The organism is Actinoplanes subglobosus (assembly GCF_042650585.1).
GTDB lineage: Bacteria > Actinomycetota > Actinomycetes > Mycobacteriales > Micromonosporaceae > Actinoplanes > Actinoplanes subglobosus.
On record NZ_JBHSBL010000019.1, the window covers coordinates 287,248 to 303,725 of the forward strand.

The following is a 16,478-nucleotide window of genomic DNA, read 5'->3' on the forward strand; positions in this document are numbered from 1 at the left end:
CGATCGGGGCCCGGGTGCGGACCATGCTGGTGACACCGGTCACACGGTGGTGACCGGTTGTTCATCAAGGAGGCCGTTCGTGACCGCTGTCGTGCCCTCTCCTCCCCCGTTCGATGCCGAGCTCGGCGCTGCCCTGGCCGTCCTCGGGGAGCAGCTGCCGCCCTCGCTGACCCCGGAGATGATCCCGCTGATGCGGCAGGGCTCCGCCGTCATGGGCACCATCACCGACGACGACCTGCGGCGCGACGGGAAGTTCACGGTCGAGGAACGGTCGGTTCCCGGCCTCGGCGGTGACCCGGACGTCTCGCTGCTGATCTGCCGGCCGGCGGCGGCCACCCCGATCACCGGGTGCCTGTACCACACCCACGGCGGCGGGATGATCCTCGGCGACAACCGGGCCGGCATCGACCTGATGCTGGACTTCGCCGAACAGTTCGCCCTGGTCGTGGTGTCGGTGGAGTACCGGCTCGCCCCCGAGACCCCGCACCCCGGCCCGGTGGACGACTGCTACGCGGGCCTGCTGTGGACCGCGGAGCACGCCGCGGAACTCGGCTTCGACCCGGCACGGCTGATCGTCGCGGGTGGCAGTGCCGGCGGCGGGCTCGCGGCGGCACTGGCACTGATGGCGCGCGATCGGGGTGGGCCGGAGCTGCTCGGACAGCTGCTGATCTGCCCGATGCTCGACGACCGGAACGAGAGCCTGTCCGCCGTACAGATGGAGGGTCTGGGGGTGTGGGACCGCACGGCGAATCGGACCGGATGGGGTGCGCTGCTCGGTGCGGCGGCGGGTGGTCCGGACGTGTCGCCGTACGCGGCGCCGGCGCGGGCCGCGGACCTGGGGAACCTGCCGCCCGCGTTCATCGACGTGGGTAGCGCGGAGACGTTCCGGGACGAGGACGTGGCGTATGCGAGCCGGATCTGGCAGGCCGGTGGGCGCGCCGAACTGCACGTGTGGCCGGGCGCGTTCCACGGGTTCGACATGATGGCGCCGGCCGCGGTGCTCTCCCAGGACGCGCGCCAGGCCCGGTTCCGGTGGCTGAACCGCCTGCTGAACGCCTAGCGTTGCGGCATGAAGGACCTGGCGGTACGTCTGGCCGCGCTGGACGCCGACGCCAGCGCGGCCGTCCGGGTGATCGCCTACTTCGACGGGCTGGTCGAGGCCGGCGCCGGGCTGCCGAGCATCGTGCGCGGCGCGGCGGTGCTGGCCGGCTGTCCGGCCCGGCTCGACGACACGGCCCGGCGGGTGCACATCCGGATGCTGCCGGACGGTGCCGCCGAACCCGACGGGCGCGTCGACGACGGCTGGCCGGGCGCCGAGGCGGGCACGGCCACGCTGCGGCTGGAGCGTGCCGGTGCGGCCGGGCCGGTCGACGCGATGGTGCTGGAACGGGCCGCGGCGGCCGCCCGGACGGTGCTCGACCGGACCCGGGGGCGCGCGCCGGCCGCCGACCAGCCGGCGATGGTCGAGCTGCTCGTCGACGCGTCGGCTCCGGCGGACGCCCGGCTGCGGGCCGCCCGGCTCCTCGGTCTGGCGGTGGACGGTACGGCGTACGCGATGGCGCTCTTCGGCGGTGGGATCCGTGTTCTGAAAGGTGACGCGGATCCGCCGCCGCTGCGGGCCGGTATCGGCCCGGCCCTGCCGGTCCTCGACCTTCCGGTCTCGCACGAGAGGGCACGCGTCGCGGTCCGGTTCACCGCCGCCGGCACTGACGACGACCCCGGAGACCCCACCATTTCGTACGATCGGCTGGGCTCGCTGGCGGCGTTGACGCGGATTCCCGAACCCGGTGCTGTACCAGACGTCCGGGTCCTGGAGCAGGCGGCCGCCCCGTGGCTGCTGGCGACCCTGCACGCGGTCACGTCCGCGCCGAGCCTCCGTGCCGCCGCCGCCCGGCTACGGCTGCACCATTCGACGCTGCAGGACCGGGTCGTGCAGGCCGAGCACCTGATCGGCTGGAGTCTGCGCGACCCGGAGGGCCTGTTCCGCGCCCACCTGGCCCTGGTCCTGCGCCGCCTGCACCACCATCCCTGACCGCGCTCAGCCGGTGATCGTCTCGGCGATGGCGGTGGCGATCGCGTCCAGCTGCGTGCGGGTGAACACCGGCGCCGGGGCCGACGGTTCGCTGCCGTCGCCACCGAAGTAGTTGACGGCGCTCAGCCGCACGGCGTGTTTCCGGTCGGCGAGTTCGACGTCGACGCCGTAGAACCGCCAGCCCTTGCCGGGCTCGTCGACGTACCGGACCAGTCGCAGACCGGACGCGGTCCGGGTCTCCCGGCAGTCCACGATCGGTGGCGCACACTCGTAGAACGGCTCGCACGACTGTCCCGCCGCACAGCCGGTGGCCCGCAGCGACAGGTAGAACCCGCCTTTGCGCCCGTCGGCGGTGACACCCGACCGGGCCCGGAACGTGTCGTCGTCCAGCGCGAACATCACCGGATGCCCGTCCGGGACACGCTTCTCCCCCGGTTCGTCCGGCATGTAGATCCACCGGACGCCCGGGGCGTGTTCGGCCGCCGACTGCTCCAGGACGGTCCGCAACCGGTCGAGGATCCGCTGCCGGCCGGCCTCGGTCGCCGACTCCAGCGCCATCACCGACGGACTGGGCGACACCGGAACCGACGGCGACGCGGCGGCAGCCGGCGGTGCGGGCACGGGCTCGGGGCCCGGCAGGAGGCTCGCGGCGACGGCGATCGTGGCGACGACGGCCACCGCAGTGGACCCGCCGACCGCCAGATGACGGAGACGACGGCGCCTGCGGGTACGCCGTACGACCCGCTCCACGTCGACGGTGGACGGTGGTGCCGCGCCGATGAGCTGGTCGAGCAGATCCTGGTTCACTGGTGCCTCCCCGTTGCGTAACTGACCGCGCGCAGAGCCTCCAGAGCCCGCGCCGACTGGCTCTTGACCGTTCCCGCGGACACTCCGAGCAGCTCCGCGGTCTCCTCCACCGACCGGTCGAGGTAGAAGCGCAGGACGACGACGGCCCGCTGCCTCCGGCCCAGCCGCGACAGCAGACCGATCAGCTGCTCCCGGTCGCCGACCTGGTCCGGTGGGGTCCATCCCGGGTCGGGCACATCCTCGGCCGGGTGTTCACGACGCCACGGCCGGCGGCGCTCGTCGATCCAGGCCCGGGTCAGTACGCGCTGGGCGTACGCCTCCGGGTTGTCGGCGGCCGACACCCGCCGCCAGTTCTCGTAGAGCTTGCCCACGACGGTCCCGACCAGGTCGTCGGCCAGATGCCAGTCGTGGCACAGCAGGAACGCGGCACGCCGCCACCGTTCCATCCGGATGCCGACGAACTCCCGGAACTCGTCCTCCTCGGACCCTTTCACGGCCCTCCTCCCACAGGTCTCCGCGGGCACGACGGAAACACCCGCCACCGAGGTTGCACGGCGTAGGTTGACAACGATGGAGTCCCGCATGATCCCGGCCGGAACGGTGTCGCTTCACGTCGGTGTGACCGGCAGTGGCCCCGATGTGGTCGTCCTGAGCGGCGGGCCCGGCTGCGTGCAGTACCTGGAGCGGGACGAGCTCGCACCACGCGGCCATCGTGCCTGGTTCCCGGAGCCGCGGGGAGTCGGCCGTTCCGGTGGCGGCCCGCACACGATGGAGCAGGCCATCGCCGATCTGGAGGGCATCCGTGTGGCGGCCGGTGTGGCCCGGTGGATCGTGCTGGGGCATTCGTGGGGCAGCGACCTGGGCCTGCGGTATGCGGTCTCGCACCCATCGTCGGTGGCGGGGCTGGTCGGGGTGGCCGGGCGGGGTCCGCAGCGGGACCGCACCTGGTCGGAGGCGTACCAGGCGGGCCGCGCTGTCGATCCGGGCGTCGACATCGAATGTGCGCGGGACGTGCATGCGGCGCTGAGTGCCTCGTTCGGTGACTGGATCCACGGTCCGGGCCTGTGGCGTGGCCTGGCCGACTGCGAGGTCCCGATCCACCTGATCGCCGCCGGCGACGACATCCGGCCGTCGTGGCCGCTGGCGCAGGTCGCCGCGGTGGTCCGCAACGGCCGGTTCTCCACGGTCCCGGGCGTGCCGCACGACTTCTGGTCCGCCCACCCCGAGGTGTGGACCACGATCGTCACGGACGCCTGCACCACGGGCCGATCTTGACCGCCTGACCACCGAAAACGGTGGCAAAACGGTCAAGATCCGGGCGGGGCGACCCGGCAGACGTCGACAGTCACGGCTGTCGGAGGCTCTCGCCGTCGGGCGAGACGGCGGAGGCTGCTCCGGGGAACAGGGCACGCAGGTCGGCGATCGGGGTGGTGGACTCGCCGGACAGGTAACGGCCCACCTCCGTCAAGCGCGGATCGGTCACCGCGGGGTTGACGAGCAGGTGGCGGGTGACGAGGTCGGACCACAGGCGGCGGGTGGCGCTGTCGTCGGAGGTTCGGCGGGTGAACAGGGGTGAACGGGGGCGGCGGCGCCACGGCAGGTCCGGGTCGGTCAGCACCGTGTCGAGTTCGGCCAGGAGGACAGCCGCCAGCGCCGGGGCGGCCTCGGTCGGGGCTGACATCAGGAGCAGCGCCAGAGTGAGGAACATCGGCGAGGACGGGTCGTCCGGCCAGTCGCCCGGCAGGTTCAGACGGCACCAGGCCACGAAGCTGACGGTGACATCGTGGGCAGGTTCGCCGAATGCGAACGCCGAGTCGACCAACGGGGCCAGGGAGTCGGCCGGGTCCGCGTTGGCCGTCGACGCACGGACCAGGAACATGCACACGAACATCCGGATCACGTGATCGCGAGAGTCAGCCGGTTGCCTCGACCGGCGCAGAGTCAGGACCTCGCCGGGATTCCACGGGAGTGTGTCCGGCAGCCACGGGCTGTGGGTCAGCTCGGACAATTCCTCCCGGTACTCCGAGGTGTGGAAGCCGTAGTCCCCGGCAGCGATCTCGTCGAGCGCGGCCCCGTCGACCTGCGGGGCCAGCCAGCGCAGCAGCGCCCGCTCGTCCGGGCCGAACAACGAGTCGAAGACCGAAGCAGACGCCGAGATGAGGACCGAAGCAGCAGGCGACTCTCCGACCGAGCCGGAAAAGGGCGACGGCGCGTGGAAGTAGGCGGCGAAGGACGCGGTGAACGAGGAGGCGGGAGGGTCGGCGCCGGTCACGGGACCGATGATGCGCCGCCTCATCGGTCGCCGTCCATGAGATACGGGACGCGACGATGCCTCTTGCGTGCGAACGGGGCGCCTGGTGTCGTACAGCATCAAATGTTTGTCGCTTTGGATCAAGTCCGGCCGGAGGCCGGGTCTTAGCGTGTGGGCATGGACTTCTCCCCCTCCGCGCGGGCCGCGGAACTGACCGGGGCGGTGCGGGACTTCATCGACGCCGAGGTCGCGCCGGTCGAGCAGGACCTGCAGGAACGTGCCGCGCGGGCGCGCCGGGCCGGTGAGCCGGTGTCGTGGGCCGTGCCGGACGAGGTGCGGGAGCTGCAGCGACGGGCCCGCGAGCGTGGCCTGTGGAACCTGTTCGCGGCGCTGAGCAACGTCGACTACGCGCCGATCGCCGAGGCCACCGGCTGGTCGTTCCTGGCGCCGTACGTGTTCAACTGCAACGCGCCCGACACCGGGAACATGGAGGTCCTCGAGAAGTACGGCTCGCCGGAGCAGCGGGAACGCTGGCTGGCCCCGCTGCTGGACGGCACGATCCGCAGCGGTTTCGCCATGACCGAGCCCGGCGTCGCGTCGTCGGACGCCACGAACATGCAGCTCACCGCAGTGCTCGACGGTGACGACGTGGTGCTGGACGGCCGCAAGTGGTGGACCACCGGTGTCGGCCACCCGGACTGCCGGGTGCTGATCGTGATGGGCCTGACCGATCCGGGCGCGCACCGCCACGCCCGGCACTCGATGGTCCTGGTGCCGATCGGCACGCCGGGGGTGAAGGTCGAGCGGATGCTGGACACCATGGGTTTCCTGGACGAGCCGTTCGGGCACGGCGAGGTGTCGTTCACCGGCGTCCGCGTCCCGGCGGCGAACATCATCGCCGGTCCGGGGCAGGCGTTCGCGATCGCGCAGGGCCGGCTCGGGCCGGGGCGGGTGCATCACGCGATGCGGATGATCGGGCTGGCCGAGCGGGCCCTGCACCTGGCGTGCGAGCGTGGCCTGGCCCGTAACGCCTTCGGCAAGCCGATCATGAATCTGGGCGGTAACCGGGAACGCGTCGCCGACGCCCGGATCGCGATCAACTCGACGCGGCTGCTGATCCAGCACGCGGCCTGGAAACTGGACACCGGTGGTCCGATGGCCGCGCTGTCGGAGGTCAGCCAGATCAAGGTGGCCGCGCCGAACGTCGCACAGCAGGTGATCGACTTCGCCATGCAGATCCACGGCGGCGCCGGCCTGTCCAGTGACTTCCCGCTCGCCTCGGCGTGGACGGCGGCCCGCGCGGTGCGGATCGCGGACGGCCCGGACGAGGTGCACCGTGGTCTGATAGCCCGACTCGAACTCGCCCACCATGGAGCATCCCGATGAAACGTGTCCTGATCACTGGCGGCGCCTCCGGCCTGGGTGCCGCGCTGGCCGCCCGCTTCACCGCCCGCGGCGACCGGGTGCTCGTCACCGACGTGAACCTGCAGGCGCCGGACCGGCTCGACATCACCTCCGAATCCGACTGGGCGGCCGCCCTGGAACGGGTCCGTGACGAGCTGGGCGGCCTGGACATCCTGGTCAACAACGCGGGCATCGCCGCCGGTGGGCGCATCGACCGGCTCAGCGCCGAGCACTGGCAGCGGGTGCTGACGGTGAACGTGCTGGGTGCGGTCACCGGGTGCCGCACCTTCACTCCCCTGTTCAAGGAGCAGGGCTCCGGTCACATCGTGAACGTGGCGTCGGCCGCCGGCCTGATGCACCCGCCGTCGATGAGCAGCTACAACGCGAGCAAGGCGGCGGTGGTCGCGCTGTCCGAGTCGCTGCGTTACGAGCTGGGCGCCTGGGGTGTGGCGGTGTCGGTGGTGTGCCCGTCCTTCTTCCGCACCAACCTGGCGCAGTCGCTTTCCGGTGACGACCCGCAGATGGAGCAGGGCGCGGTCCGGCTGATCAACGGGGCCCGCCGGGGTGCCGACGAGATCGCCGCCCGGGTGGTACGCGACGTGGACGCCCGTAGGTTCCTGATCCTGCCGGACTCGGACGGACGGGTCGCCTACCGGGCCAAGCGGTTCGCCCGGTTCCTCTACGACCGGAAGATGTTCGCCCTGGGCGCGAAGATCCGCCGGGACGAGCGAGCCGAGGTCCCGCATGAGTAAGGGTGTCGTCCTGATCACCGGGGCCAGCGCGGGCCTGGGTGAGGAGATGGCCCGGCAGTTCGCGGCCCTCGGTTACGACCTGGCGCTGTGTGCCCGCCGTGTGGACCGGCTGGCGAAGCTGGCCGCCGAGCTGCCGGTGAAGGTGATCGTGAAGCAGCTCGACGTGACCGACGACGACGCCGTTTTCACGGTGTTCCACGACTTCGCCGCCGATTTCGGCCGGATCGACCGGGTGATCGTCAACGCCGGGCTGGGCAAGGGCGCCCCGCTCGGCACCGGGCGGCCCGACGCCAACCGGGCCACCGCACGGGTCAACTTCCTCGGGGCGCTGGCCCAGGCCGAGGCGGCGCTGGAGATCTTCCGCGCCCAGGGACGCGGCCACCTGGTGATCATCTCGTCGATGTCGGCGCTGCGTGGCATGCGGAGGTCGATGACCACCTACGCCGCCACCAAGGCCGGTGTCGCGGCGATGGCCGAGGGACTGCGGTCGGAGCGGATCCCCGGAGTCGACGTGTCGGTGATCTACCCCGGTTACATCCGGTCGGAGATGAACGAGCACGTGCAACAGCAGACCCCCTTCATGGTGGACACCGCCACGGGTGTCCGGGCGATGGTCGCGGCGATCGAGAAACGTAAGGCCAAGGCCTACGTCCCGGCGTGGCCGTGGGTGCCGATCGGCGCGGCGATGCGGCTGCTCCCCCTCTCCGTCGTGCGGCGGATGGTGTGACCGGGCCGGTCCGCGCGGAGGACGCCTTCGACGTCGGTGCGGTGGCCGCCTGGCTCGGTCTGGAAACCACGCCGGAGGTACGACAGTTCTCCGGCGGTGCGTCGAACCTGACCTATCTCCTCAGCGTGGACGGCAGGGACCTGATCCTGCGCCGCCCGCCGAAGGGCCGGAAGGCCGCGACCGCCCACGACATGTCGCGGGAGTACCGGATCCAGTCCGCCCTGGCCCCGGTCTTCCCGTACGTGCCGGCGATGGTCGCGCTCTGCGAGGACGAGTCGGTGATCGGTTCCCCGTTCTACGTGATGGAGCGGGTGCACGGTCACATCCCGCGCCGGGAACTCGGCGTGGACCTGCCGCCGGAGCAGGTCCGCCGGCTCTGCACCGGCGTGATCGACCTGCTCGTCGGCCTGCACGGCATCGACCCGGCCGCGGCCGGTCTGGACGACCTGGGCAAGGGCACCGGCTATGTGGGGCGGCAGGTGGCCGGATGGTCGGAGCGTTACCGGGCGGCCCGTACCCGGAATGTCGGCTCTTTTGCGGAGGTCATCGCCTGGCTGGAGGCCAACCAGCCCGCCGAACAGCGGATCTGCCTGATCCACAACGACTTCCGGTTCGACAACGTGGTCTTCGACCCGGACGACCCGGCCCGGCCGGTGGCGCTGCTCGACTGGGAGATGGCCACGCTCGGTGATCCGCTGATGGACCTGGGCAGCGCGCTGGCCTACTGGGTGCAGGCCGACGACGGCCCGGTGTTCAGGGCTTTCCGCCGCCAGCCGACGCACACACCGGGCATGCTGACGCGCCGCGAGGTGGTCGAGCACTACCACGCGCGGACGGGGCTGCGGATGACCGCGTTCCACGAGGTGTTCGGGCTGTTCCGGCTGGCCGGTATCGTGCAGCAGATCTATTACCGCTACCACCACCGGCAGACCCGCAACCCGGCGTTCCGGCACTTCTGGATCGCCAGCCTGATGCTGGAACGCCGCTGCCTGAAGATCATCCGCGGAAAGGACTGAGGTGGCCCGTCTCCTGCTGATCCGGCACGGCCAGGCGTCGTTCGGTGCCGACGACTACGACGCGCTGTCGGAGATCGGGCACGAGCAGGCCCGTACCCTCGGAAGGTCCTTCGCGGAGCGTGGCATCCGGCCCGCTCTGATCGTGCGCGGCGACATGCGCCGCCACGACGAGACCGCGGCCGGCATCGTCGAGGGCCTGAAGGAGCCGGTCGGGACGGTCGTCGACGCGGGGTGGAACGAGTTCGACTTCCAGCACGTCGTGGCGGTCCACCAGCCCGATTTCGGGACCGCGAGGACCGCGACGACGCCCCGGGCGTTCCAGGAGATCTTCGAGGCGGCCACGGCCCGCTGGTTCTCCGGCGAGCACGACGCCGAGTACGCCGAGTCGTTCACCACCTTCCGGGAGCGTGTCACGGCGGCGCTGGACCGGCTGGACACCGGACAGGACATCGCGGTGGTCAGCTCGGGCGGCCCGATCGCGATGGCGGCCAGCCTGCTCACCACCGGATCGGCGGCGGCCTGGGCGGCCCTCAACCGGGTCTCGGTCAACACCGGCGTCACGAAGGTGATCGCCGGGAGCCGCGGCCTGTCGCTGTCCACCTTCAACGAGCACACCCACGTCGAGGCCGACCGGCGCCTGCTCACCTACCGCTGAGCGGCCTGCCTGCGCAACGCGGTCGGGCTCATCCCCCACCAGCGACGGGCACACCGGCTCAGCACGGCCTGCTCGGCGAACCCGAGCAGCCGGCTGACCTGCGTCAACGGCATGTCGGTGGTGGTCAGATAGGCGCGGGCCCGCACCCGTCGCACGTCGTCGAGGATCTCGGTGAACCCCTGCCCCTCCTCGACGAGCTGCCGCTGCAGGGTCCGCGGGTGCACGGCCAGCGCCCGGGCCACGTCGGCCAGCTCGGTCGGCCCGGTGCCCAGCGACTGCGACACGACCGCGCGGACCCGGGCGGCCGGCCCGGTCCGCGGACCCGGCGACTGCCGGGACAGGAAGGCCAGCGCCAGCCCGCGCAGGGTCGCGTCGACACCGGCAAGCGGCTGCCGCATCAGACTGGTCGGCACCCGCAGCACCGCCGCCGGCCGGCCGAACCGCACGGCCGCCCCGAACGCCTCCCGGTAGAGGGCCGTCGATGCGACCGGCCGGTGCGGCAGGTCCACCGACCGCAGCCCGTAGCCGCCGCCGACCAGGAACCCGACGGCCCGGTGCAGGAACAGCATGGTCATCTCGGTGGCCTGCGGCAACGGCCGGTCCCACGCGCCGAACGTGTAGCGCAGCCCGGTCACCCCGGCCACCCGGTCCGGATCGGGCACCACCGACAGGTAGAGGTCACGGGCGTGCACGAACATGTAGCGCGACGTGCACTCGATCGCGTCGGCCACCGACGGCGAATTCTGGATCGCCACGGCCAGCGGCCCGAGCAGGCTCATCTCCTGCACCGAGGCGACCCGCAGGCCCAGGTCGGGGCAGCGCAGCGCGGCCGCCGCTGTCTCCAGGACGGCGGCGATCGCGGTGTCCTCCACCAGCAGATCGTCGGCGTCGAGCGCCTCCGGCGGCAGCCCGGCCTGGCGGGCGAACAGATCCGCGTCACCGCCGAGCGACTCCACGGTCCGCCGGAACCCCTGCAGGCCCGCCGACCTCACCAATGACACTCCCGCACGATACATCAAATGGATTTGATGTATCGTGCGGGCATGGGCCCTCCTGAGCTTTTCGCCGCGGCCGGGCATCCGGTGCGCTGGCGGCTGCTGAGCGAGCTCACCGGCAGCGACCTGGCCGTCCACGAGCTGACCGCCCGGCTCGGCCAGCCACAGAACCTGGTCTCCTACCACCTGGGCAGACTCCGCCGGGCCGGCCTGGTCACCGCGCGGCGCAGCAGTGCCGACGGCCGCGACACCTACTACTCGCTGCACCTGTCCCGCTGCTCGGCGCTGCTGACCGACGCCGGCGCGGCCCTGCACCCGGCACTGCGCCTGCGCCCACCCTCCTCCGCGCGTCCCGGCCGGGCCCGAGTGCTCTTCCTGTGCACCGGCAACAGCGCGCGATCACCGATGGCCGAGGCCATCCTGCGGCGCCACAGCGCCGCGACGGCCGAGGTCCGCAGTGCGGGGATCAACCCCAAACCCCTGCATCGGTACGCCGTACGTGCTCTCACCGCACGAGGGATCGATCCTCCGGTGACCGGTCCCACCCATGTGTCCCAGTTGTCCGGCGCCACCTTCGACCACGTGATCACGCTGTGCGACCGGGCGAAGGAGGCGTGTCCCGCGTTCGACGGCCCACGCCGGGCGCACTGGAGCATCCCCGAGCCGGTCGAGCGTCCCGACTTCGACCGGCTGGCCGATCAGCTCACCGAGCGCATCGGCTTCTTCCTGCACACGCTCGCGGAGGAATCATGAGCGACAGTCCGGCACGGCCCACCACACGGCCGGGCACTCAGCCGGTGCGGCCGATCACCGTCAGGCCGAAGTTCTGGGTGGTGCCGAACTTCGTCGGCAGGTGCTCCGGGATGATCGACTTGGTGAAGTACCCGTAGACGCATCGTTGCAGGCCACACAGGGTCGAGGCGATGCCTGGAACGGTGTTCGTCAGGATCGACGGGACGTTGGTCAGGGTGCCCAGCAGCGTGGTGTAGCCGGTGACCACGAACGGCGCGAACCCGATGATCCGGTAGGCGGCCGGCAGGATGTTCGTGGCGCCCACCGCGCTGTCGTAGATCGGCACGAGCACCGGCTTGCCGGAGGCGCGGGCGGCCGCCAGTTCGCTGGTGCAGTTGATGGCCGCGAGCAGGTTGAGCGCTGGCGCGGTCACCCAGGTCTGCACGCCGGTGGTCGAGGTGGTCACGTCGATGTGGCAGTTGGACGCCGAGGTCAGCCAGGCGTAGCCACTGGACGACGTGTGGTCGAGTGGGTTGTTGCAGAACGACAGCAGCGGATTGCTGATCGCGATCGCGTTGTCGACCGGCGCCTCCAGGCCGAGCAGCGAGTAGAGGCCGGTCTGCTGCATCAGCGGGTCGAGGCCCGGTAGTGCGTAGAACTTCTTGCCGCCGTTGGTCATCCGGTCCCAGTCGCACTTGGAGACGCCCATCGCCAGGGCGTTCTCGGCGACCGGCACCCCCCACACCACACGGGCACACGCGCCGACCTGTTTGCCCTGGTAGACACCGTTGGTGAGGGCCCTGCCGAACACCGGGGGCATGAGCCGGGTGTTGTCGGTGTTGCGGGTGCTGGTGCGTACCTCCGCGGTGTCGTAGTTGCCGGTGATCGCCGGCGGCGCCGGGCAGGTCGCCGTCGTCCCCCAGACCGGGCAGTTGAGGTTGTTGACGCAGACCTGGGCGTCGGCCCGGGTGTCCTTGGCGTTCTTCTCGGCGTAGACGCGGGCGTTGTCGGCCTGCCCGGCGCTGGTGCACGCGGCGGGCGCGGCGATGCAGGCCTGCGCCACCTTCCAGGACGCGAAGTCGGCGCCGCTCTGCAGCTGCTCCTTCTCGCCGTAGAGCAGGCCGACGTCGATGACGATGGCCCCCATCCCGAGGATGAGCACGGCGCTCATCATGGCCGCGATGATCACGATCGCGCCCTCGTCATCGCGGAAGGTGCGCCCCATAAGGGCAAATTACATGTTCTCGGCCGCGACCCGGATCGCCTCCCGGATACGGAAGTAGGTCCCGCAGCGGCAGATGTTGCGCAGCCCGTCCAGGTCGTCGTCGATGATCGCGCGCCCCTCGGCGGCCACCCGCCGCACCAGATCGACCGCCGCCATGATCTGACCGGGCTGGCAGTAGCCGCACTGCACCACGTCGGCATCGAGCCACGCCTGCTGCATCGGGTGCAGGTCGGCCCCCACGGTCGCGGCCAGCCCCTCGATGGTCACCACCTCGTCGTCCGGCCCGAGCGCACCGACCGCCACCGCGCACGGGTTGAACGCCGCCCCGTTGAGGTGGCTGGTGCAGGCCTTGCAGACGTTGATGCCGCAGCCGTACTTCGGGCCGGTGACGCCGAGCAGGTCACGCAGCACCCACAGCAGCCGCACGTCACTCTCGACGTCCACGGTCACCGGCGCCCCGTTGACCCGGAAAGTGTGCTCAGGCACCCGTACCTCCGATCATGGGTGAAGCCGGGACCGGCGGAATCGTCGGCTTGGGGGTGAACGACAGGGTGCCGTGGTTGATCGGGAACCGGGTCGGCATCGTGCCGGTCGCGCGGCCGTAGGCGCAGGCGACCGCCGCCGTCGCCGCCGCCACACCCAGCTCACCGGCGCCGCCGGGCTGGTCCGACGTGCTCGGCATGACGACGATCCGCAGGTCCGGCGGGGTGTTCCACTGCCGGGTGTAGAAGTAGTTGTCCCAGCTCGCCTCGAGGAAGTAGCCGTCGCGCAGGTGCAGGCTCGACGTCAGGGCCAGCGCGATGCCGTCCATCACGCAGCCCATCATCTGCGCCTGCAGCCCGAGCGGGTTGACCGCGAGACCGACGTCGACGACGAAGACCACCCTGGTGACCCGCGGGCCGCCGACACCGTCGCGGATCGGCCGGTTCACCGTCTCCGGCCGGCAGTCGATCTCGACGAGGCAGGCGCTGAAACCTTTGTACTCGGAGTGGAACGCGATGCCCTGCGCGGTGCCGGCCGGCATCCGCCGGCCCCATCCGCCTACCTCTCCGGCCTTGCGCAGGACGGCGCGGGCACGGTCGTCGGTCAGCAGGTTCTCCCTGATCCGGTACGGGTCGAGCCCCATCCGTGACCCGAGCTGGTCGACCATCAGCTCCCGTGCGCAGGTGGTGTCCGGTGAGTAGACGTTGCGCATGCTGCCGGTGTTGAATCCGTCGCCGGTCTCGTTGAGGAGCCGGCTGTGGATCCCGAAACGGTACGGCGAGGTGTGGCTGAACTGGAAGAACGTCTGCGCGAACGCGGCATCCCCGATCGGCAGTTGCGCGGCCATCGCGGTGAGCAGCTCCCCCAGCCCGTGCCCGAGATCGGTCTTGACGCTGGTGTGCCGCTGCTCGAAGCCGAGCACGAGTCCCCCGGCGTAGGCGATCCGGACCCGGGACGTGGCCATCGGATGGGTGCGGCCCTGCCGGGAGTCGTCGGCCCGGTGCCACATCAGTTTCACCGGTTTGCCGATCTTCTGCGACACCTCGGCGGCTTCCAGCGCGGCGTCGAAGAACAGTTTGCGGCCGAACGAGCCGCCGCCCTCGGTGACGTGCACCGTGACCCGGGTGACCGGCAGGCCCAGCCGGGCGGCGATGGTCTGCTGCGCCACGATCGGCGACTTCAGCGCCGACCAGATCTCGGCGCGGTCCGGCCGTACATCCGCAATCGCGCAGTTGGTCTCCAGGGCACTGTTGCTGCGGAAGTGGAACGTGAACCGGCCCTCGACGAACGGGGTGATCGGCCGTGGCCCGAGCGGCAGCTCGGCGCCGGCGAGCTGCCGCAGGACCGTGTCGTCGGACTGGCCCTCGGCGGTCCCCGGTTTCCAGGACACCTCGAGGGCCCGGACCGCGTCGATGCACTGGCCGAACGTCCGTGCCCGCACGGCGACGCCGGTCGAGATCGTCACCACGTCGCTGACGCCGGGCATGGCCAGCACCCGGGCCAGGTTGGCGACCGGCCCGGGTCTGCCGTTGATGGTCGGCGGGCGGCACAGCATCGTCGGCCAGGCGTCCGGCACGGCGAGGTCCATCGTGAACCTCTTGCGGCCAGTGACCGCGTCGAGCGCGTCGATCCGGCGTTGCGGCCTGCCGATGACGGTGAAGTCCTCGCGGGCGGTGAGTTCCACCGGGACGGCCAGGGTGCGGGGGCTGGCCGCGGCGGCCGACAGCTCGCCGATGCCGATGCCGCCCACCATCCCGTCCCTGATCGTCAGGTCGCCGGCGGGCACGCCCAGTCTCGCCGCGGCCGCGTCCAGCAGCCGCCGCCGGGCGACGGCCGCCGCGACCCGGATCGGCGTGAACGTGGCGACGGTCGTGTTGGAGGCGCCGGTGAGCTGGTTGAACAGCAGTTCCGGGCGGGCGTCGGCCAGACCGACCCGGACCTTCCGCACCGGTACGCCCAGTTCCTCGGCGATCAGCATGGCCGTCGACGTGGTGATCCCCTGACCGACCTCGGCCCGGGGCAGCGCGAAGGAGACCGTACCGTCCGTGTTGATCTCGACCGAGATGAGGCCGGACGTGGGCAGCGCCGCCGCCGTCATGATGTCGTTGAGGTCGAGCAGTGACGTGATGTCGGCCGACGCCGCCGGATCGGCGGCAGCCACCAGGACGGGGGCTGCCAGCACGAATCCGAGCAGCGTCCGCCGGCGGACGGGCACCGTCATGACGTCTCGGGCCGGTTGGTCACCGGGATCTCGATCCTGGTCTCCCGTGCCTTGGTGAGGAACAGCAGGATGTACTGGCGGGCCGCCTCGTCCAGAGTCCAGGCGATCTCCGGCACTAGCGGCAGCGGGATCAGCCCCTCCCGGAAACGCACCAGCAGCGGCCAGGCGGTCGCGATCAGCGGCTCCCACAGCGGTTCCCGCCTGATCTGGTCCCAGTCCGACACCTGATCGCCGACCAGGTATCGGGCCAGCGCGTTGACCAGCGGCCGGCTCACACTGGCCGGGCTGGTCTGCTCGGCGAGCTGCCCGAGCAGGATGTCGGTGAGCTCGACGCCCTCCCGGGTCGGGCCCATGTTCGGCGGCAGCACCTGGTCGGACTGCGTGTTCGCGGCCGCCCAGGTCTGCGGGATGTACTCGTCACGGACGCCGAGCATGTGCGCGGTCACCTGCCACACGTGCAGGTAGGCCTGCGAGTCGGCGGCGCTGATCGGGACCTGCCACTCCCGCAGCTTGCGCATCGCGTACGTGGGCAGGGTGTGCCACGTGACCAGGATGTCCTCCTGGGTGATCGGGACACTCCACTTCCAGTGCGGCGACTGCTGCAGCAGGTGCCGCACCGCTGCGTGGACCAGTCGCGTCTTGACCGCCTGCACGATGCAGTCGCCGTCCGGCCGGTACGCCTTCAGCGAGCCGACCGAGAAGCCGAGGAGGCTGGTCTTGGCGACCCGGTCCTCCATGTCGGCGCCGCCCTTGGAGTAGTAGACCGACCACGCCTCCTTCGGGATCGCCGTGCTCAGCATGCCGCCGCCGACACCGTTGAGCAGGTTCAGATAGAGGCCGCGGGACTTGTTGAACTGGGCCGCCCGCTCCAGTTTCGCGGTGTCCGCCCACGCCGGCACCTGCCGCGCCTTCTCGATGAAGTCGTGCAGATAACCGGGCAGCCCGTCGGGCAGCGGCTGGTCGTTGCGGGTCCAGTTCCACAGCAGCCGGTTCACCTCGGGAACCACACCGCTGTCCAGCAGCTCGGCCGAGACCGGGTCGGCCTCCGGGTCCCACTGGGTACTCCACGGCAGGGCCGCCGCCTGCGCCTTCGCGGAGGGGACGGCGAAGATCGCCGCGGCCGCCGCGCTCGCTCGCAGCATGTCGCGTCTGCTCAGTTCCGCCATGATCGGGTGCCT

17 protein-coding genes are annotated in these 16,478 nt (G+C 71.3%); 9 read left to right on the plus strand and 8 right to left on the minus strand.

Going from position 1 to position 16,478, the window contains the following annotated elements:
* Nucleotides 1-79 precede the first annotated feature (79 nt).
* Together ACFO0C_RS26820 and ACFO0C_RS26825 are read left to right on the plus strand one after the other, a co-directional pair.
* Nucleotides 80-1,060: an alpha/beta hydrolase gene (locus tag ACFO0C_RS26820; protein WP_378069452.1), complete on the plus strand. Its 981-nt coding sequence runs from the start codon at nt 80-82 to the stop codon at nt 1,058-1,060.
* 9 nt (nt 1,061-1,069) lie between these two features.
* Nucleotides 1,070-2,032: a helix-turn-helix domain-containing protein gene (locus ACFO0C_RS26825; RefSeq protein ID WP_378069453.1), complete on the plus strand. Its 963-nt coding sequence runs from the start codon at nt 1,070-1,072 to the stop codon at nt 2,030-2,032.
* Nucleotides 2,033-2,038: 6 nt separating this feature from the next.
* Here ACFO0C_RS26825 and ACFO0C_RS26830 read toward each other — a convergent pair whose 3' ends face one another.
* Complete coding sequence (locus ACFO0C_RS26830) at nt 2,039-2,839, minus strand: hypothetical protein (protein ID WP_378069454.1); 801 nt, start codon at nt 2,837-2,839, stop codon at nt 2,039-2,041.
* Nucleotides 2,836-3,333, minus strand: a complete 498-nt coding sequence (locus ACFO0C_RS26835) for a SigE family RNA polymerase sigma factor (protein WP_378069455.1) — start codon at nt 3,331-3,333, stop codon at nt 2,836-2,838. The genes ACFO0C_RS26830 and ACFO0C_RS26835 overlap by 4 nt, the downstream gene beginning before the upstream one ends.
* A 76-nt stretch (nt 3,334-3,409) precedes the next feature.
* On the opposite strand from ACFO0C_RS26835, the gene ACFO0C_RS26840 reads away from it, so the two are divergent.
* On the plus strand, nt 3,410-4,114 hold the full coding sequence (locus ACFO0C_RS26840) for an alpha/beta fold hydrolase (protein ID WP_378069456.1): 705 nt from the start codon (nt 3,410-3,412) through the stop codon (nt 4,112-4,114).
* 70 nt (nt 4,115-4,184) lie between these two features.
* Here ACFO0C_RS26840 and ACFO0C_RS26845 read toward each other — a convergent pair whose 3' ends face one another.
* Entirely contained in the window at nt 4,185-5,111 is a 927-nt protein-coding gene (locus ACFO0C_RS26845) for a hypothetical protein (RefSeq protein WP_378069457.1), read from the minus strand.
* A gap of 156 nt (nt 5,112-5,267) precedes the next feature.
* On the opposite strand from ACFO0C_RS26845, the gene ACFO0C_RS26850 reads away from it, so the two are divergent.
* The 5 genes from ACFO0C_RS26850 to ACFO0C_RS26870 are packed head-to-tail and all read left to right on the plus strand — an operon-like array spanning nt 5,268 to nt 9,644.
* The gene (locus tag ACFO0C_RS26850; RefSeq protein ID WP_378069458.1) at nt 5,268-6,476 is read left to right on the plus strand and encodes an acyl-CoA dehydrogenase family protein; all 1,209 of its coding nucleotides are present in this window, start codon (nt 5,268-5,270) and stop codon (nt 6,474-6,476) included.
* Nucleotides 6,473-7,246 carry an SDR family NAD(P)-dependent oxidoreductase gene (locus ACFO0C_RS26855; protein WP_378069459.1) on the plus strand — a complete coding sequence of 258 codons (774 nt, stop codon included), beginning with the start codon at nt 6,473-6,475 and terminating at the stop codon, nt 7,244-7,246. The genes ACFO0C_RS26850 and ACFO0C_RS26855 overlap by 4 nt, the downstream gene beginning before the upstream one ends.
* Nucleotides 7,239-7,973, plus strand: a complete 735-nt coding sequence (locus tag ACFO0C_RS26860; RefSeq protein WP_378069460.1) for an SDR family oxidoreductase — start codon at nt 7,239-7,241, stop codon at nt 7,971-7,973. The genes ACFO0C_RS26855 and ACFO0C_RS26860 overlap by 8 nt, the downstream gene beginning before the upstream one ends.
* Nucleotides 7,970-8,989 carry a phosphotransferase family protein gene (locus ACFO0C_RS26865; protein WP_378069461.1) on the plus strand — a complete coding sequence of 340 codons (1,020 nt, stop codon included), beginning with the start codon at nt 7,970-7,972 and terminating at the stop codon, nt 8,987-8,989. The genes ACFO0C_RS26860 and ACFO0C_RS26865 overlap by 4 nt, the downstream gene beginning before the upstream one ends.
* Nucleotide 8,990: 1 nt before the next feature.
* Nucleotides 8,991-9,644: a histidine phosphatase family protein gene (locus tag ACFO0C_RS26870; protein ID WP_378069462.1), complete on the plus strand. Its 654-nt coding sequence runs from the start codon at nt 8,991-8,993 to the stop codon at nt 9,642-9,644.
* On the opposite strand, the gene ACFO0C_RS26875 is transcribed toward ACFO0C_RS26870, so the two are convergent.
* Nucleotides 9,635-10,645 carry an AraC family transcriptional regulator gene (locus tag ACFO0C_RS26875; RefSeq protein ID WP_378069463.1) on the minus strand — a complete coding sequence of 337 codons (1,011 nt, stop codon included), beginning with the start codon at nt 10,643-10,645 and terminating at the stop codon, nt 9,635-9,637. The two genes, ACFO0C_RS26870 and ACFO0C_RS26875, sit on opposite strands and share 10 nt — an antisense overlap.
* A gap of 42 nt (nt 10,646-10,687) precedes the next feature.
* Here ACFO0C_RS26875 and ACFO0C_RS26880 point away from each other — a divergent pair, with 42 nt between their 5' ends.
* A complete protein-coding gene (locus ACFO0C_RS26880; protein WP_378069464.1) occupies nt 10,688-11,392 on the plus strand; it encodes a metalloregulator ArsR/SmtB family transcription factor in 705 nt (234 codons plus the stop codon).
* A gap of 37 nt (nt 11,393-11,429) precedes the next feature.
* On the opposite strand, the gene ACFO0C_RS26885 is transcribed toward ACFO0C_RS26880, so the two are convergent.
* The 4 genes from ACFO0C_RS26885 to ACFO0C_RS26900 are packed head-to-tail and all read right to left on the minus strand — an operon-like array spanning nt 11,430 to nt 16,466.
* The gene (locus ACFO0C_RS26885; RefSeq protein ID WP_378069465.1) at nt 11,430-12,596 is read right to left on the minus strand and encodes a TadE/TadG family type IV pilus assembly protein; all 1,167 of its coding nucleotides are present in this window, start codon (nt 12,594-12,596) and stop codon (nt 11,430-11,432) included.
* Between the two features lie 9 nt (nt 12,597-12,605).
* Complete coding sequence (locus ACFO0C_RS26890) at nt 12,606-13,082, minus strand: (2Fe-2S)-binding protein (RefSeq protein ID WP_378069466.1); 477 nt, start codon at nt 13,080-13,082, stop codon at nt 12,606-12,608.
* Nucleotides 13,075-15,300, minus strand: coding sequence for a molybdopterin cofactor-binding domain-containing protein (locus tag ACFO0C_RS26895; protein WP_378069467.1), 2,226 nt, complete (start codon nt 15,298-15,300; stop codon nt 13,075-13,077). Before ACFO0C_RS26895 ends, ACFO0C_RS26890 begins: the two co-directional genes overlap by 8 nt.
* The gene (locus ACFO0C_RS26900; protein WP_378069468.1) at nt 15,297-16,466 is read right to left on the minus strand and encodes an oxygenase MpaB family protein; all 1,170 of its coding nucleotides are present in this window, start codon (nt 16,464-16,466) and stop codon (nt 15,297-15,299) included. The genes ACFO0C_RS26895 and ACFO0C_RS26900 overlap by 4 nt, the downstream gene beginning before the upstream one ends.
* Nucleotides 16,467-16,478: the final 12 nt, after the last annotated feature.

What these genes read in the sequence shown, in the direction of transcription:
- ACFO0C_RS26825 (WP_378069453.1), top strand. Translation starts at nt 1,070, where the DNA reads ATGAAGGACCTGGCGGTACGTCTGGCCGCGCTGGACGCCGACGCCAGC.
- ACFO0C_RS26840 (WP_378069456.1), top strand. Translation starts at nt 3,410, where the DNA reads ATGGAGTCCCGCATGATCCCGGCCGGAACGGTGTCGCTTCACGTCGGT.
- ACFO0C_RS26850 (WP_378069458.1), top strand. Translation starts at nt 5,268, where the DNA reads ATGGACTTCTCCCCCTCCGCGCGGGCCGCGGAACTGACCGGGGCGGTG.
- ACFO0C_RS26855 (WP_378069459.1), top strand. Translation starts at nt 6,473, where the DNA reads ATGAAACGTGTCCTGATCACTGGCGGCGCCTCCGGCCTGGGTGCCGCG.
- ACFO0C_RS26860 (WP_378069460.1), top strand. Translation starts at nt 7,239, where the DNA reads ATGAGTAAGGGTGTCGTCCTGATCACCGGGGCCAGCGCGGGCCTGGGT.
- ACFO0C_RS26880 (WP_378069464.1), top strand. Translation starts at nt 10,688, where the DNA reads ATGGGCCCTCCTGAGCTTTTCGCCGCGGCCGGGCATCCGGTGCGCTGG.
- ACFO0C_RS26885 (WP_378069465.1), bottom strand. Translation starts at nt 12,596, where the DNA reads ATGGGGCGCACCTTCCGCGATGACGAGGGCGCGATCGTGATCATCGCG.
- ACFO0C_RS26895 (WP_378069467.1), bottom strand. Translation starts at nt 15,300, where the DNA reads ATGACGGTGCCCGTCCGCCGGCGGACGCTGCTCGGATTCGTGCTGGCA.
- ACFO0C_RS26900 (WP_378069468.1), bottom strand. Translation starts at nt 16,466, where the DNA reads ATGGCGGAACTGAGCAGACGCGACATGCTGCGAGCGAGCGCGGCGGCC.